This is a genomic window from Streptomyces sp. NPDC017448 (assembly GCF_044330565.1).
Lineage (GTDB): Bacteria > Actinomycetota > Actinomycetes > Streptomycetales > Streptomycetaceae > Streptomyces.
Genome location: NZ_JBIRLM010000009.1, coordinates 101,504 through 116,679, shown reverse-complemented (window position 1 = coordinate 116,679; position 15,176 = coordinate 101,504). Strand labels below are relative to the sequence as shown.

Below are 15,176 nucleotides of genomic sequence, written 5' to 3'. Positions count from 1 at the left end.
GCCCTCGTCCGGCAGCACCGGCAAGGCTGCCGCCCGCGGATGCGCGGGCGGCAGCCGGTGGCCAGGCATGGGAGCGTTGTTCACCCCGCCCCGTGGCACCCCCCGTACGCCTCCCCCGAGCCGCACCAGCAGGCGGCCGTGCGCGAGGGGGGCCAGGGGGCGGCGCGGCCTCGGGCGGCGAGGGTGGTGGCGTACTGGGGGAGGAGGGCCGGGGTCGCCGGGGAGGCGGCTTCCGAGGCGGCGAACGCCTCGTACGAGGGGACCGTGCCCGTCACGATGCCCAGGTTCGGGGCGCCCGCCGCGTGGAGGTCCCGGAGCGCGGCCTCCAGGCGGTTCAGGTGGGTGGCGTGGTCCACGTACTCCTCGGTCAACTCCGGGTACGAGGCGAGGAGTTCGCGCAGTTCGTTCTCGGGCCAGTGCAGGACGGCCACCGGGAACGGACGGGACAGCGCCGTGCGGTAGGTGCCCAGCTCCGCGCGGAGACGGGCGATCTCGGCCCGCAGTTCGACCGGGTCCGAGGAGCCCAGCGACCACAGGCGCTTCGGGTCGTGCAGCTCGTCCAGGGGCACCGAGGCCGTGTGCAGCACGCCGGCCAGCTCGTCCCACGCGTCGTGTCCCAACCCCAGCATCCTGCGCACCCGGTGACGGCCGGTCAGCAGGGACTGCGTGGCGTACGGGACCTCCTCGCCCGGCGCCAGCAGCAGCGTCAGCGCCGTCGAGAAGAAGTCGTGCGCCGACTCCAACTCGTCGTGTGCCTCCAGGGTCTCCGCGGCGATCTGCCAGGGCCCGGCGTCCGGCGGGGCCGCCGCGCGGATCCCGTCGATGATCGCCCGGGCCTCGGCCTCGTGGCCGTACTCCCAGAGGTTGGCCGCTTTCAGGGCCTTGATCAGGTGCGGGTTCTCGACGCCGGCCCCGGGGGCCCCGAGCAGGTCGTCGTAGAGCGTGCTCGCGCGGGCGCGGTCGCCGGCGAGTTCCAGGTGGGCCGCGGCTTGGAGGACCAGCGGTTCGCGGTCCTCGGGGTACTGCGCCGCGGTGCGGAGCAGGCGCTCGGCTTCGGTGATGTGGTCGGCAGGCGTGTCGGGGCGCATGAATCACACGGTACTGCCGGAGGGTGACGGCGGGGAGGAGAGGTCGGGACAGGAGAAGCGGGAGAAGTGGGGAGAGTCGCGGGGTCCGGCCCTCGCGTGCCCGGCGCGCCGGAGGGCCCGCGGCCGCCGGCCCCCTCCCGCGCCGCCCCCCCCGCTGGGGTCGGCCCTCTCCCGCGCCCCCCCCCGCTGGGGTCGGCCCTCTCCCGCGCCGCCCCCCGCTGGGGTCGGTCCCCTCCCGCGCCGCCGCCCGCTGGGGCCGGGCGCACCCGGGGTCCGGCTCCCGCCCTCGCTTCGTCGTCCGGGGGAGGATCACCGCGAGGCGTCGGCGGTGAGCGGCGTACCGGGGCCGGGGGCGTAGGGTCTCCGGGTGTTCGGAGTGATCAGACGACGCCCCCAGCTGCTGTGGCTGCTGGCCCCCTATGTCCTGTACCTCGGGGCGCTGCCCCTCGTGAACCGCGTGACCCCGCTGGTGGGGGGCGTGCCGTTCCTCTTTGCGTGGCTTCTGGGGGCGACCCTCCTCACTCCGGTCGCCGTATGGCTCACCAGACGGGCGGACCGCCGGGAGCGGCGCCCGCACCGGCCGGACCGCGGCCCGGGCCCCGGGGACTGGGACGACCGCCGGGGGGACGGCCGCCGGGGGGCCGACCGCCGGCGGGACGACCGCCGGAAGGGCGGGCGCGCGTGAACGCCGTCGTCGCCACCTCCGTCTTCGCCGCCTTCATGGTCGCCACCGTCGCCCTCGGCCTCCTCGCCCTGCGCGGGCGCGGCGGAGGCGGCGGGCTCGCCGAGTGGTCCGTGGGCGGGCGCAGCCTGGGGCCCGTCTTCATCTGGGTGCTGATGGCCGGCGAGGGCTACACCAGCTTCAGCTACCTCGGAGCCGCGGGCTGGGGCTACAACTACGGGGCGCCCGTCCTGTACGTCGTCGCGTACATGTCCTGCGGGTACGCGATCGGGTACGTCGTCGGCCCCATGCTCTGGAGTTACGCCCGCCGCCACGGCCTCGTCGGGATCACCGACATGGTCGCCCACCGCTTCGGCCGGCCCTGGCTCGGCGCGGTCGTCGCCGTGCTGGCCACCGTCTTCCTCCTGCCGTACATCCAGCTCCAGATCACCGGCATGGGCGTGGTGCTCTCCACCGTCTCCTACGGGACCGTCAGCCTGAACTGGGCCTACTTCGCCGCCTTCGCCGTCACCACCGGCTTCGTCGTGGTCAGCGGGCTGCGCGGCAGCGCCTGGGTGTCCGTGCTGAAGGACGTCCTGGTCATCGCCACGCTCGGTTTCCTCGCGCTGTACGTCCCGCTGCACTACTTCGACGGGTACGGAGCCTTCCTCGACCGGCTCGTCGCCGAGAAGAGCGACTGGCTGACGTTCCCCGGGCACGGGGGCGGCGGCAGCGGGCTCGGCGAGCTGTGGTTCATCAGCACCACGTTCCTGAACGCGCTGACCGTCGTCATCTTCCCCACCACCGTCGCCGGCTACCTCGGGGCCCGGAACGCCGACGCGCTGCGCCGCAACGCCATGTACCTGCCCGCGTACAACGTCCTCCTCTTCGTCCCGATGCTGCTCGGGCTCGCCGCCCTGTTCGTGGTCCCGGGGCTGGCCGGCGCGGAGTCGAACCTCGCCCTGTTCAAGCTGGTCGTCGACTCGCTGCCCGCCTGGGCCGTCGGCGTCATCGGGGTCGCCGCCGCGCTCTCCTCCATCGTGCCCATGGCCGTCTTCATGCTGGTCATCGGCACGATGTGGGGCCGCAGCGTGCTCTCCCTCCTGCCGCGCTTCGCCGAGCGGCAGAAGTCGGCCGCCCAGATCGTCGTGGTCGTGGCCGGTTCGCTGGCGCTGCTGCTCACGTACACCGCGCCCAACACCCTCGTACGCCTCTCCCTCATCTCGTACGAGGGGATGGCGCAGCTCCTGCCGATGGTGCTGCTCGCCCTCGTCTGGCGGCGGCTCACGTTCCGGGGCGCGTTCAGCGGGCTGGTCGTCGGCGTCGCCGCGGTCTGCGCACTCGTCTTCAGCGGGAACGATCCGGTGGGCGGGGTGAACGCCGGGCTCGTCGCCCTCGCCGCCAACCTGGCCGTCGCGCTCGCCGTCACCTTCGCCGGGGACCGGGACGCGGACCCGCGCCCCGACGCCGAGGTGCTGGCCCGCGATCCGGTGGAGGAGGTGGAGGAGAAGGAGGAGAGCGAGGTCCTCCTGCGGGCTGACCCGGGCCCGCCCGGCCATCGTGTATAACGAAGTGAGTGCCCTGCGCATCGGCTTCCGGCAGGCGTGAGCCGTACGAGGAAGCGCCGGGGCCGCACGAGAAGCCGTACGGGGGAGCCCCCCGGGGAAAGGGAGGTGCCGCACACCATGCGCGACGCCACCTCCCCGCGCGACGTCCTCGCCCGGCTGCTCCGGCCCGCCGGGCTCCTCGTCCTCCTCCTCACCGGGGTCCTCCTCGCCGAGGGCGGCAGCCTCTCGGCCGCCGTCGCGCTCGCCGCCACCGCCGCCGCCGGCTCGGCGCTCCTCGCCTGCGCCGTCATCAGCGCCCGCTGCGCGCCCCCCGTGCACCGCACCCGGGTCCGTACGGCCATCAGGGACCGGGAGCGGCGCACCGCGTTCCTCCCGCAACGCGACCCCGACGCCCGGGGCCGCACCAGGCCCCGCGCACCCGGGCGCGCCCTCCTGACGGCCGCCGCGTAGGGGATCTCGAACCCCGCCGAGCCTCCGCACCCTCTACGAGAAGCCCCGCACCGCTTCCGTGCGTCCGTGAGCATCGCTCCCGCACGGTGAGCCTCGCTCCCGCACGGGAGTGTCGCTCCCGTACGCGAGCGCCGCTCCCGTGCGTTAGCGGCGCGCGGTTCCGTACGTGAAGGGCGCGGGATTCCGCGCGGTCGTCATGCCGAGTGATCACCCGGTACCTGCCCTCTTCGCAGCTACCCCCGGCACGACGAGACCCCGGAGGGCTCACCCATGTCCGCGTTCCTGTCCGCTTTCGCGAGCCTGGTCGGCTCCCTCGCCGATCTGCTCCAGCCGCTCTTCCAGACCGCGTCCGCCGCCGCCGCGATCGTCCTGTTCACCGCCCTCGTCCGGCTCGCCGTCCACCCCCTGTCGCGGGCCGCCGCGCGGGGGCAGAAGGCCCGCGGCCGGCTCCAGCCGCAGATCGCCGAACTCCGCGAGAAGCACGGCCGGAACCCTGAGCGGATGCAGAAGGCGATCATGGAGCTGCACGCCGCCGAGAAGGTGTCGCCGCTCTCCGGCTGCCTGCCGAGCCTCCTCCAGATGCCCGCCTTCTTCCTCCTGTACCACCTCTTCTCCAGCAGCTCGATCGGCGGCGAACCCAACGCGCTGCTCGGCCACGACCTCCTCGGCGCACCGCTCGGCGGACGCTGGCACGACGCCCTCGCGCACGGCGGGATGTTCGGCGGCCAGGGGCTGGTCTACCTCGGGATCTTCGCGGTCGTCGCCGCCGTCGCCACGTTCAGCTACCGGCACACCAAGCGGCAGCTGGCCGCCAACCCGATGACGCCCCCCGCCGGCCCGGACGGGCAGCCCGTGCCCGGCATGGGCGCGATGACGACGTTCATGCCGCTGCTGTCGTTCTTCACCCTGATCACGGTGGCCGTCGTCCCGCTGGCCGCCGCTCTGTACGTCGTCACCACCACGGCCTGGACGGCGTTCGAGCGGGCCTGGCTGTACCGGGACATGCCGGTCGGCGGCGGCTCCGTGGCCACCGCCGCGTGATCCGTACGCCGGGTCCGCCCGGCCCGCCGAGCGCTCGCCGTACGGCCCCGGGCCCGCCCGCCGCGCCCACCGGGCGGGCCCGGGGCCCGGCCCCGCGCCGGTCCAGTGGGTGAACGAGGTCTTGCGGACCGATCGCGTCTCTTGGACGATCGGCCACGTCCCGCGCCGGCCGCACCCCGCCGCGGGACGCCACACCTCGACCAAGAGGAGTTGGACCGTTGAAGCTGCTTCGAGTCGGTACGGCGGGCGCCGAGCGCCCCGCACTTCTCGACCGCGACGGGACACTGCGCGACCTGTCGGGGATCGTCCCCGACATCGACGGCGACCTGCTCGCCGACGCCTCCGCACTGGCCCGGGTACGGGCCGCCGCCGACGCGCCCGGCGTCCTCCCCGCCCTGGACGCCACGGGGCTGAGGATCGGCCCGCCCCTGGGCCGCATCGGCAAGATCGTGTGCATCGGGCTGAACTACCACGACCACGCCGCCGAGACCGGTGCGCAGATCCCCGCGGAGCCGATCCTGTTCTTCAAGGCCCCCGACACCGTCGTCGGCCCCGAGGACACGGTGCTCGTGCCGCGCGGCAGCCGTAAGACGGACTGGGAGGTCGAGCTCGCCGTCGTCATCGGGCGCACCGCCCGCTACCTGGAGACGGCCGACCAGGGGCTCGCGCACGTCGCCGGGTACGCGACGGCGCACGACGTCTCCGAGCGCGAGTACCAGATCGAGCGCGGCGGCACCTGGGACAAGGGCAAGAACTGCGAGACGTTCAACCCGCTGGGCCCCTGGCTGGTCACCGCCGACGAGGTGCCCGACCCGCAGGCCCTGCCGCTGCGCCTCTGGGTCAACGGCGAGCTGAGACAGGACGGCACCACGGCCGAGCAGATCTTCCCGGTCGGCGAGGTCGTCCGCTACCTCAGCCACTTCATGACCCTCTACCCGGGCGACGTGATCAACACCGGTACGCCCGCCGGGGTCGCGATGGGGCAGCCGGAGCCGAAGCCCTACCTGAGGGCGGGCGACGTGGTGGAGCTGGAGGTGGAAGGGCTCGGCCGGCAGCGGCAGGAGCTGAAGGCGGCGTAGGCCCCGGACGGTGGCGGGGCGGAGGGCGCACGGAGCCCCGCCCCGCCACGTCCGTCAGGCCCCCGCGCCCGCCCCCGCCGTGAACTGCTCCAGCGCCTCGACCACCAGTGCGTGGTCCTCGGCCTGCGGCAGCCCGGAGACCGTGACCGCGCCGATCACGCCCGCCCCCGCGACCGCGACCGGGAACGAACCGCCGTGCGCCGCGTAGGTGTCCGGGTCCAGCCGCGAGGACTCCTCGAACGTCGTGCCCTTCGCCCGGAACCGGCTGCCCACCAGGTACGAACTCTCGCCGTACCGCTCGACGACCCTGCGCTTGCGGTCGATCCACGCGTCGTTGTCCGCGCTGGAGCCGGGCAGCGCCGCGTGGAACAGCTGCTGCGCACCGCGCCGGATGTCGATGGCGACCGGCGCGTGCCGCTCGCGCGCCAACCGGACCAGCAGGCTGCCGAGCGCGAACGCGTCGTCGTACGAGAAGTGGGGAAGGACGAGCCGCCGCTCCTGGGCGATCAGCTCGGCGATGGTGGGGGAGGCGGTGGTCATCGGACGGGGTGCTCCTCGTCGGCCGGCGTGCCGGGCAGGGTGACGGTGACGCCCTCGCGGGCCGAGCGGCGCGCGGCCTCCAGGACGTCCAGCGCGGCGGCGGCCTGGAGCGCGGTGACCGGGTTGTCGCCGGCGCCGCGTACGGCGGAGGCGACGGCCGCGTAGTAGGCGGGGTAGTCGCCGGGCAGCGTACGGACCGGGGCGCCGCCCCCGGACAGCGGGGACTCGCCGGAGCCGAGGCGGCCCCACGACTCCTCCGGCTCCTCGCCCCACGGATCGCCGGCCACCGGGCGCAGCCCCTCGCGCAGGGCCGCCTCCTGTGGGTCCAGGCCGTACTTCACGTAGCCCGCCTTCGAGCCCAGCACCCGGAAGCGCGGGCCGAGCTGCGCCGTGGTGGCGCTGACGTACAGGTGCGAGCGGACCCCGTTCGCGTGGGTGATCGCGATGAACGTGTCGTCGTCCGCCGCCGCGCCGGGGCGTCGTACGTCGGACTCCGCGTACACCCGCACCGCCGGGCCGAACAGCACCAGCGCCTGGTCCACGACATGGCTGCCCAGGTCGTACAGCAGACCGCCGATCTCCTCCGGGTCGCCCGACTCGCGCCAGCCGCCCTTCGGCCGCGGACGCCAGCGCTCGAAGCGGGACTCGAAGCGCTGCACCTCGCCCAGCTCCCCGTCGTGGATCAGGCCGGCCAGGGTGCGGAAGTCGTTGTCCCAGCGGCGGTTCTGGAAGACCGAGAGCAGCAGCCCGCGCTCCTCCGCGAGGGCCGCCAGCCCGCGCGCCTCGGCCGCCGTCCCGGCGACCGGCTTGTCCACGACCACCGGCAGCCCTGCCTTCAGCGCGGCCGTCGCCAGCGGGACGTGCGTCTTGTTCGGGGTGGCGACGACGACGAGGTCCAGCTCGTCGGCGCGCTCCCACAGCTCGTCCGGCGAGGCGGCGAACCGCACGTCCGGGTACGCGGCGCGGGCCTCGGCCCTGCGCTCCTCGTTCGACGTCACGACCGTGTCGAGGGTCAGCCCCTCGGTCGCGGAGATCAGCGGTGCGTGGAAGACGGAGCCGGCCAGGCCGTAGCCGACGAGGGCGACGCGGAGGGGGGCGCCCGGGGCGTCGGGCGTGCCGGGGGCGCCGGAGGCGTTGGGGGTCATGCGTTCCACTTAAGCAACGCTGTTGCCGAAGTGCAAGCGACCGGCACAATGGGCCCGTGAACAGGCGCGGATCGTGGAGGTGGGGCGGGGGCGGGGTGTGAACGGGGCGGTTCGTGGTCGTGTGCTGGAGCGGGGCGTGGACGGGAGCGGGGCGTGGTCGTGGGACAGGGTCGGGGCGTGCACGGGAACCGGGCGGGGTCGGGGGCGGGGCCCCGGGCCGGGGTGAACCTGCCGGCCCTGCGCCACCACAACGCCGCGCTGGTCCTGGACCTGCTGCGGGCGGCCGGGGCGGAGGGCATCAGCCGGCTGGAGCTCGCCGAGGGCACCGGCCTCACCCCGCAGGCCGTCAGCAAGATCACCGCCCGGCTGCGGGAGGACGGGCTGGCCGTCGGGGCGGGGCGGCGCCCGTCCACCGGCGGCAAGCCGCGCACCGTGCTGAGGCTGGTCCCCGACGCGCAGTTCGCCGTCGGCCTGCACCTGGACCGCGACGGGCTCACCGCCGTCCTGGCCGACCTCGCGGGCCGGCCGGTCGCGGTCACCCGCGCGCCCCTCGATCTCGGCGCCCCGGCGGACCGGGTCCTCGCGGACGCGGCCGACGCGGTACGGGACCTGTGCGCGGCCGAACCGCACAAGCCGGTGCTGGGCCTGGGCGTCGCCGTTCCCGGCCCGCTGGACCACCGGGACGGCGTCCTGCGCCGGGTCACCGGGTTCCCGCAATGGGACGGTTATCCGCTGCGCGCCGCCCTCGCCGAGCGCACCGGCCTCCCGGTCGTCCTGGACAAGGACACCAACGCGGCCGCCCTCGCGCTGGCCCTGGCCCCGGAGGGTGCGGGCGACGGTGACTTCGCCTACCTCCACCTCGGTACGGGGCTCGGCGCCGGCCTGGTGCTCGGCGGCCGGGTGCACCGGGGGGCGCGGACGGGGGCGGGCGAGTTCGGCCACCAGACCCTCCAGCTCGACGGCCCGCTCTGCGGCTGCGGCGGACGCGGCTGCGTCGAGGCGCTGTGCCTGGCCGCCGAGGCGCGCGGCGACCGGGCCGAGGCCGCCCGGATCCTGGGGGCGGGCGCGGCGAACCTGGTCGGCCTGCTCGACATCGACCGCGTGGTCCTGGGCGGCCGGACGGTGGCCGCCGACGAGGACGCGTACGTACGGGGCGTCCGGGCCGTGATCGAGGAGCGGGCGGCCCGGGGCGGGGCGGGCGCGGGTGTGACCGTCACGGTCGCCCGGGGCGGTGACCGGCCGGTCGCGGAGGGCGCGGCCCAACTGGTGCTGGCGCCGGTGTTCGGGCGGGTGGGGGCGGGGGGTGACTGCTCCGAGCCGGAACGTGTGGGCCCGTTCTCGTCGGGACCTGTACGAGAACGGGCCCACCTCCCAACTCTCCAGGATGGGGGAGTGGACGCCCGGGTGGAACGGCTCTCTACCGACTGAAAAGGCTTCGGGAGCGCACACCGACTGCACAAGCAAGAGGAGCACACATCGAAGCGGTTTCCTCATGCTCAAATTGCAGTCAGGGGCGGTTCACGGTCCTGGAACCGAGCCAGTTTACCGTTCCGTTGTCGTTGATTCGCACGATAGTGACAGTGGCACTGGCTGCGCCGCCGGGGAAGTCCGCTTCCAAGGTGAAGTTGAACCCTGTGGTGTGATTGTTGCAGGCGGTTCTGGTCTCGTAGGCGCTCCCGGGGGAGGTCTGGAACACGGCCTGAATGCAACCGCTGATGTGGGACTCCACGCGCCCCGTCACGCCAACAGATCGGTTATAGAACTCGAAGCTACCGTAACTGCTGCCCTGACCGCCTGGCATGCTCCAACTCACAGGAGCGGCTGTGGCCGTTCCTGTAGCAGTCAGAAGAAGTGCAGCCGTGGTGGCCAGGACTCCCGTACCGCTGAGCATCTTTCGCATGAAGTACCTCCGAGTTGATTTGATTGATCATCACGTGTGGCGCACTCGCAGCTCGCAGGCGATTTTCTGCCTTGCTCAACTGGACGATCGGCCCGCACGTGTGCGGGAATCGCCGCGCCGCCTCGTCGCATCCACTTCTCAAGACGATGAGCCGGTCGATTCCTAAGAGCCCCACCAACCCATGCGAATTCAACCCCGACAGGTGCCTGCACTAGAGGGCTACCTCAAGGGGCAAGCCAGCGAGAGCGGTGACAGGGATGAAAGGCGGCTCCATGCCCTCAGGAGAGGCCGTCCCCCCGGCCCGGACGAAGGAATCCGCCTGCCGGGTCTGCGGACAAGCGCTCATCTGTGTGTGCTGCGGAAACGATTCGGATGTGTCCGACACCAGCCTTATGGGTGTCCGGAACTACCGCGGTTACTGGACGGAGAACGGAGCCGCCTGGCACTCCCCTCCTTCAATCCCCCGGACTGGGCTGTCCTCGAGCAGTTGGCCCGCATCCCAGCGGAATGGCGTTGAGTCGCTGTCATGGCCCGAGGGGATTTCTGCGGGGCATTAGACGGGTACTCGGTCCTGGGGTCAGCTGCAACCGGAGTTCCGAAAACACGTGGCGCTGTCCTTGGTCTGCCAACTGAAGCCGCCGTCCTCTGAAACCGAGTAGGACACCAGGACCTCCGCCGGGCCGCCCACTACGCTGGAGAAGTCCAGGGTCCCCGCAAATGGGCGAGTCCCGTCGGCCTCCATCCCCACGCACAGCTTGCTGGACGACCCACCCGTAATTGAGCCGTCAGGTGCCCACGCGGTGAAATTTACCTTTCGGCAGCCACTGGCCACGTGGTTGTTTCCGCTGAAGCTGACCGATCGATTGTGCCAGGTCAAGTTCCCCGTCGCGACGCTGTTGCCGTAAGAGACTCTGAATGGCGTTATCTCTGCGGCGTAGGCCGATGTTGAGAATCCCGTCGACAGCACTGTTGTGGCGCCCAGTACGGCTGCACATTTTACGAGTCTATTCATTGTTCCACTCCTCGTGTCTGCTATCACGGATTGCCCGGAAGGTTATGGCATTTCCGAGGCGTTGTTATCCGATGTTGATGGGCATTTGGTGTCAAGGGGAATTTCCCGTTCTCGTTCACTTTCATCGACAGGCGAGAGTTATGCTCAGCAACTGACGCGTCACGCGCGCACAATGCGCGACCTGTCTGTTGCTGACCAATCTTTCGCAGGTATGGCTGTATTCGCTGGTCCTTTTCAGTTCGGCAGTTCTGGCTGCAATGTTGCTGACACCATGTCGAAGATTCCCCAGTACCCCTCGATCCAGCTGCTGTCTGGCAGTCCGGTTCTGGTAGATACGTGAGTGAATGCCTCCACCCCGACCCAGCCTTGAAATTCGCCGGCGTCGTCGATGACCTGCAGCATCGGCCGGGGGTGGGAGTTGTACGCGTAGCACGGCTGGCCCTGGGCCAGGGACTGGCACCAGTACTCCTCTGTGTTCCGGCGGCCACCGGCGAGCTCCCCGATGTAGCGAACCCGGTCCTTGTCGGTGCTCGAGCACGAGGTATTGGGCTGGAGCCAGCCCATGCAGGGGCTGCCGTCACACAGCTTCCAGGGATTCGACGCAGCGCCGAAGCTCCAGGCCCCACCGGTTCCTTCCCGGCCCACGATCCCCGTTCGCGTGGCGGGGACGGACGATGACGCCTTGGCCACGACGTACGCGCCCCGGTAGGGCTCCGCGTTGTAGCGCGGGTCGTTGACGAGCTGAGCCATCGTGGCCCGGCTCTCGCGTCCCAGCGAGGCGTTGCTGCCGTAGCCGACTCCGAAGTTGGCGTGGGCGGAGAAGACCCCAGGTGCCGGGATGGTGACGTCGTTGCCGTACGCGCCGTAGAAGGTGGGGCTGGTGATGCGGGCCGCTCGTCCGTTCGCCAGCCCGGTGGTGACGTTCCAGTATTCGGTGACCGGCTGCCCCAGCGTGGTCCCGGAGGCCGTCCTGGTCCAGGTCACGGCGAGCCGGCCGTCGGCTGTGTAGGCGAAGGTGCCCTGATAGCCGCCCATCGGATCGCCGGCGAACCCGTCGACCGTACGGATCGGACAGGTCGGAACGTCTCCTCCGCAGTTCGCTGTCATGGCGTTTACCCGCTTGGCCTGGTCCCGCTGGTTCCAGGTCCAGTAGTTCGTGGTCACCGTGCCGTCGGTCTGGAAGGCGTAGTACCCGAGCCGTGCCCAGTTCCGGTAGTTGTTCTTCGTCGCCAGATCCAGGTAGCCGACGGAGACGACCCAGTTCGCCTTGCCCCCGGGCAAAGGTGTGGCGGCGGCCTGTACCGGTCCTGCGGTGACCAGCACCGAGGCCAGGAGGGCCATGACCGCCGCCAGTGCACCGGCCGATCTCATGACCACGCGTTTCACTACGCTGCTCACCATCAACTCCACCCCTGGGCACCCGTCGGGTGCTTGTTCGACACATCTCTTTACCCGGACGCCCCGATCGGGTTCACGGCAGCTGTGAACCCGATCGGGGCGTCCGGGTAAAGACGGGTGTACCCACACCACAGACTCGGAGATCCGCGTGAACGGCTCGCCCGGCAGACCTGATGACGACGCCCGCGTGATCGCCGAATCCCTGGTCCAGCCCGAGCTCTTCGGCGAGCTGTACTACCGTCATGTCGGCGCCATCCACCGCTATGTGGCCCGCCGGTTGGGCGAGGACGCGGCCGAGGACATCACCGCCGATACCTTCCTGAGTGCCTTCCGGGTCCGGTCCCGCTATGACCTCTCGCGCCCGAACGCCCAACCGTGGCTGTACGGGATAGCGGCCAACCTCATCGGGAAGCAGCGCCGGGCCGAGGTGCGGGCTCTCAGGGCGATGGCCCGCACCGGGCACGATCCCGTCGCCGATGCCTGGACCGAGCGCAGTGACAGCCGTCTCACGGCTCAGGCCGCCCAGTCGTCGTTGGCCGGAGCGCTGGCCGAGCTGTCGGCGGGAGACCGGCACGTCCTGTTGCTGGTGGCCTGGGCGGACCTCAACTACCAAGAGGTCGCCGAAGCCCTGTCCATTCCGGTGGGCACGGTCCGGTCCCGTCTCAACCGGGCGCGGAGAAAGGTCCGCCTCGCGCTCGGTGGCGTGGACCCCAGGCTCGTACACGATTTCGCGGGGATGGTCGGCCATGGATGAGATGGGCGAGGTGCGGCGGTTCCGGTCCGAGGCGCCGATGTTCGATGACACAGACCTTGCCCCGATTCATCGCCGGATGCGGGCGGAGATCGCCCGGGCCGGTCCGGCCCGGACCGCGCGGCGCTCGCGTGGCCGGTTCGCCATGGTCGGAGCGGTCGCCTCGGTCGTGGTGGTCGCGGTGCTGTCGACGCTGGTCCTGCGGCACGAGGACGCGCCGCTTGCCGCGCCCGAACCCCGCTCCCAGCCCTGGGTGTACCAGGAGGTGCGCTGGGACACCTGGCAATGCGGGGCCGGGGCCAGCACCGACGGCTACAGCGAGGTCGGCTCTTTCAACCTGAGTTCCGCCTCGCAGACATGCGGCACCGCCCCGGCGCCGCCGCAGCTCAAGGACAGGTGGATTCGCTACGACGGCTCCGCCCTGGCGACGCCGGACGAGAGTACGGGCCGACCGGACGACGTGGACGTCTGGGAGGGCGACTACCAGGCCGGTTGGCAGATGCTCTCGCCCGAGGACGCCCGTGATCTGGTGGCTCAGCTCCCGGCCGACCCCGCTGCCGCCCTGGACCTGATCCGCGCGCGGTCCGCACCGACCCGTTTCGCGGGCGCCCTCCGTCTGACTCAGGACCAGCGGGACTTCGCCGAAGTGGTGGGGGTGTTCTCCGCGGCCCCGGCCATCCCCGAGGGCAAGGCCCGGACCCTGTACGAGGTCATCGAGCGGCTGACCGGGGCGACCGAGCCGGTTCGGGTGACCGACGGGGTTGGCCGGGACGTCCTCGCCATCGGGGTGGACGGCACGCACCGCGACAACTCCGACGAACGCAACAGCATGCAGGTCCTGCTCGATCCCGAGTCCTTCGCCTACCGCGGCGTCCGATACGTGGCGGGGCTCGACTACTACGTCGGCGGCAAGTCGTCCGGAGGACCGTTCGTGCCGAAGGGGGCAGTCCTCGCCACCGCCACCCGTGCTTCGACGGCCATCGTCGACAGGGCGGGCGAACGCCCTTGACCGAGGGCCGGAGCTCAGAAGGAACGCAGCAGTTCGTCGGCGGCCGCGGCCGCCGCGTCCAACGCTGCCACCGGGCTCTTCCGGCCGGTCATGGCCGCTCGTATCTCGGGCGCGAGCAGTGACATCACCCGGCGCGACGCGGTGTGCGGCTCTCCGGCGGAGGCGCTGGCCAGCGCGGCCTGGTACTGCCTCGCGTACGGCGAGTCGATGGGTACGACGACATCGGAGCGGGGCGAGAGGTAGCCGCTCGCCTTCCCCAGAGAGCGAATCTGCTCCGGTTGGATCATGAAGGTGAGGAAACTTGTTGCTTCCGCCCGGTGCCGGGACTTCGCGCTGACGGCGAGGGCGCCCGGGGCGCCGAATGCGGCTTCCCGGGCAGGACCCTGGAGCGGTCCTCCCACCAGCACGTTCTCCCTGCCCCAGGTACGCGCGGCCAGTTCGGCATCGGCCAGTACGACGGAGTACCCCATGGCAGCCTGTCGTCTGCCGAGAGCCTGGCCGCCGAGTCGGTTGGTGTTGTCCATCGCCGACGAGGGGATCGAACCCTGCTGGTAGAGGTCGGTGAGGAAGGTCAGAGCCTCGACCCCCTCCGGCCCGTTGAAAGCGACCCGTGTTCCGTCCTCGGCGAAGACCCGACCTCCGGCCTGCCACAACAGGGGGTAGAAATTGAGGTTCAGAGATGCGTCGTCGGAAGTGGAGTAGTCGAGGAGGGCCACGCCTTCGCCGCGAAGTTTGGGCGCGGCAGCCTTGATCTCCTCCCAGGTGGCGGGGGGTGTGACGACGCCTGCGTCGGATAGCAGCCGCTTGTTGTAGATCGTGGTCGTCACGGTCTGGTAGATGGGGGCACCGTAAATCCGGTCGCCCACCGTCACCGCGTCCCGAGCCGTGGGGAGGAACTTGTCCACGTTCCCCTTCAACGCTGCCTCGATCGGGACGAGTGCCCCCTGGGAGGTGAAGAAGGGAATCTGGTCCGGCATCAGAAGGATCGCGTCCGGGCCGCCCTCGTCCGCGAGGGCCTCGGCGATGCGCGCGTCCCGGTCCGCCCACGGCATGCGTTCGACGTTGAGCCGAACGCCGGGTGCGGCCCTCTGGAACTTCTTCTCGATCCCCTCCCAGTAGGCGGCATCCGCCACGGGATCGGTGATGACCGGATACATCCAGACCGTGACGTCCACTGGGGGATCGCCAGGTCTGTCGCCGCACCCGGCGAGCAGAAGTGTGAAGGCGAGCACCGAACGGACGGCGACGCGCCGGTAAGGGGCGGGAATCCTGCGGGTGAGCATCCGCAGTGTCAGTTTGCCGGAGTGAGACGGGAGCCGATGGCGTCGATGACGGCTTCACGCGAAGCGCTACCGATCACGTTCCCTCCCCCAGCAGTCCTTGGATGAAGGGTGCCCTCACCCTGTGATCCCTTGGCCCGGATAATGCCATACCCGCCACGGGCCAGTCGGGTGATCCTATTAATTGAGTCGGCATGTCGACTCTTTGGCAACGCGCGCGCGTGATGGCCTCGGAGGTCACCGCCGGAGCCCCC

General features: G+C 71.3%; 13 protein-coding genes and 1 pseudogene. 8 read left to right on the top strand and 6 right to left on the bottom strand.

What is annotated here, in order from left to right:
- Positions 1 to 80: 80 nt before the first annotated feature.
- Positions 81 to 1,088, bottom strand: a complete 1,008-nt coding sequence (locus ACH4K1_RS17255; protein ID WP_398090146.1) for an SEC-C domain-containing protein — start codon at positions 1,086 to 1,088, stop codon at positions 81 to 83.
- A gap of 367 nt (positions 1,089 to 1,455) precedes the next feature.
- On the opposite strand from ACH4K1_RS17255, the pseudogene ACH4K1_RS17250 reads away from it, so the two are divergent.
- The 5 genes and pseudogenes from ACH4K1_RS17250 to ACH4K1_RS17230 all read left to right on the top strand — a co-directional run.
- Positions 1,456 to 1,650: pseudogene (locus ACH4K1_RS17250) on the top strand (DUF3311 domain-containing protein); the annotation flags it as partial.
- A gap of 119 nt (positions 1,651 to 1,769) precedes the next feature.
- Positions 1,770 to 3,317 carry a sodium:solute symporter gene (locus ACH4K1_RS17245; protein WP_398090145.1) on the top strand — a complete coding sequence of 516 codons (1,548 nt, stop codon included), beginning with the start codon at positions 1,770 to 1,772 and terminating at the stop codon, positions 3,315 to 3,317.
- A gap of 117 nt (positions 3,318 to 3,434) precedes the next feature.
- Positions 3,435 to 3,767, top strand: coding sequence for a DUF6412 domain-containing protein (locus ACH4K1_RS17240; RefSeq protein ID WP_228991574.1), 333 nt, complete (start codon positions 3,435 to 3,437; stop codon positions 3,765 to 3,767).
- 270 nt (positions 3,768 to 4,037) lie between these two features.
- Entirely contained in the window at positions 4,038 to 4,808 is a 771-nt protein-coding gene (locus ACH4K1_RS17235) for a YidC/Oxa1 family membrane protein insertase (RefSeq protein ID WP_398090144.1), read from the top strand.
- A 218-nt stretch (positions 4,809 to 5,026) separates the two neighbouring features.
- Positions 5,027 to 5,887, top strand: coding sequence for a fumarylacetoacetate hydrolase family protein (locus tag ACH4K1_RS17230; protein ID WP_398090143.1), 861 nt, complete (start codon positions 5,027 to 5,029; stop codon positions 5,885 to 5,887).
- Between the two features lie 54 nt (positions 5,888 to 5,941).
- Here ACH4K1_RS17230 and ACH4K1_RS17225 read toward each other — a convergent pair whose 3' ends face one another.
- Both ACH4K1_RS17225 and ACH4K1_RS17220 read right to left on the bottom strand, forming a co-directional pair.
- A complete protein-coding gene (locus ACH4K1_RS17225; protein WP_398090142.1) occupies positions 5,942 to 6,427 on the bottom strand; it encodes a heme-degrading domain-containing protein in 486 nt (161 codons plus the stop codon).
- On the bottom strand, positions 6,424 to 7,572 hold the full coding sequence (locus tag ACH4K1_RS17220; protein ID WP_398090141.1) for a Gfo/Idh/MocA family oxidoreductase: 1,149 nt from the start codon (positions 7,570 to 7,572) through the stop codon (positions 6,424 to 6,426). The genes ACH4K1_RS17225 and ACH4K1_RS17220 overlap by 4 nt, the downstream gene beginning before the upstream one ends.
- Positions 7,573 to 7,749: 177 nt before the next feature.
- On the opposite strand from ACH4K1_RS17220, the gene ACH4K1_RS17215 reads away from it, so the two are divergent.
- The gene (locus ACH4K1_RS17215) at positions 7,750 to 9,000 is read left to right on the top strand and encodes an ROK family protein (RefSeq protein ID WP_398090140.1); all 1,251 of its coding nucleotides are present in this window, start codon (positions 7,750 to 7,752) and stop codon (positions 8,998 to 9,000) included.
- A 79-nt stretch (positions 9,001 to 9,079) separates the two neighbouring features.
- Here the strand turns inward: ACH4K1_RS17215 and ACH4K1_RS17210 are convergent, their stop codons facing one another.
- Together ACH4K1_RS17210 and ACH4K1_RS17205 are read right to left on the bottom strand one after the other, a co-directional pair.
- On the bottom strand, positions 9,080 to 9,472 hold the full coding sequence (locus ACH4K1_RS17210; protein WP_398090139.1) for a hypothetical protein: 393 nt from the start codon (positions 9,470 to 9,472) through the stop codon (positions 9,080 to 9,082).
- A 1,246-nt stretch (positions 9,473 to 10,718) separates the two neighbouring features.
- Positions 10,719 to 11,885, bottom strand: coding sequence for a hypothetical protein (locus ACH4K1_RS17205; RefSeq protein ID WP_398090138.1), 1,167 nt, complete (start codon positions 11,883 to 11,885; stop codon positions 10,719 to 10,721).
- 145 nt (positions 11,886 to 12,030) lie between these two features.
- Between ACH4K1_RS17205 and ACH4K1_RS17200 the strand changes: the two genes are divergently transcribed.
- Together ACH4K1_RS17200 and ACH4K1_RS17195 are read left to right on the top strand one after the other, a co-directional pair.
- Positions 12,031 to 12,636: an RNA polymerase sigma factor gene (locus ACH4K1_RS17200; RefSeq protein ID WP_098890888.1), complete on the top strand. Its 606-nt coding sequence runs from the start codon at positions 12,031 to 12,033 to the stop codon at positions 12,634 to 12,636.
- Positions 12,629 to 13,642 (top strand): hypothetical protein, encoded by a 1,014-nt coding sequence (locus tag ACH4K1_RS17195; protein ID WP_398090137.1) that lies wholly within the window; start codon positions 12,629 to 12,631, stop codon positions 13,640 to 13,642. Before ACH4K1_RS17200 ends, ACH4K1_RS17195 begins: the two co-directional genes overlap by 8 nt.
- Positions 13,643 to 13,656: 14 nt before the next feature.
- Here the strand turns inward: ACH4K1_RS17195 and ACH4K1_RS17190 are convergent, their stop codons facing one another.
- Complete coding sequence (locus ACH4K1_RS17190; protein ID WP_398090136.1) at positions 13,657 to 14,817, bottom strand: ABC transporter substrate-binding protein; 1,161 nt, start codon at positions 14,815 to 14,817, stop codon at positions 13,657 to 13,659.
- Between the last annotated feature and the right edge of the window lie 359 nt (positions 14,818 to 15,176).

What these genes read in the sequence shown, in the direction of transcription:
- ACH4K1_RS17255 (WP_398090146.1), bottom strand. Translation starts at nt 1,088, where the DNA reads ATGCGCCCCGACACGCCTGCCGACCACATCACCGAAGCCGAGCGCCTG.
- ACH4K1_RS17240 (WP_228991574.1), top strand. Translation starts at nt 3,435, where the DNA reads ATGCGCGACGCCACCTCCCCGCGCGACGTCCTCGCCCGGCTGCTCCGG.
- ACH4K1_RS17235 (WP_398090144.1), top strand. Translation starts at nt 4,038, where the DNA reads ATGTCCGCGTTCCTGTCCGCTTTCGCGAGCCTGGTCGGCTCCCTCGCC.
- ACH4K1_RS17225 (WP_398090142.1), bottom strand. Translation starts at nt 6,427, where the DNA reads ATGACCACCGCCTCCCCCACCATCGCCGAGCTGATCGCCCAGGAGCGG.
- ACH4K1_RS17220 (WP_398090141.1), bottom strand. Translation starts at nt 7,572, where the DNA reads ATGACCCCCAACGCCTCCGGCGCCCCCGGCACGCCCGACGCCCCGGGC.
- ACH4K1_RS17210 (WP_398090139.1), bottom strand. Translation starts at nt 9,472, where the DNA reads ATGCGAAAGATGCTCAGCGGTACGGGAGTCCTGGCCACCACGGCTGCA.
- ACH4K1_RS17205 (WP_398090138.1), bottom strand. Translation starts at nt 11,885, where the DNA reads ATGGTGAGCAGCGTAGTGAAACGCGTGGTCATGAGATCGGCCGGTGCA.
- ACH4K1_RS17195 (WP_398090137.1), top strand. Translation starts at nt 12,629, where the DNA reads ATGGATGAGATGGGCGAGGTGCGGCGGTTCCGGTCCGAGGCGCCGATG.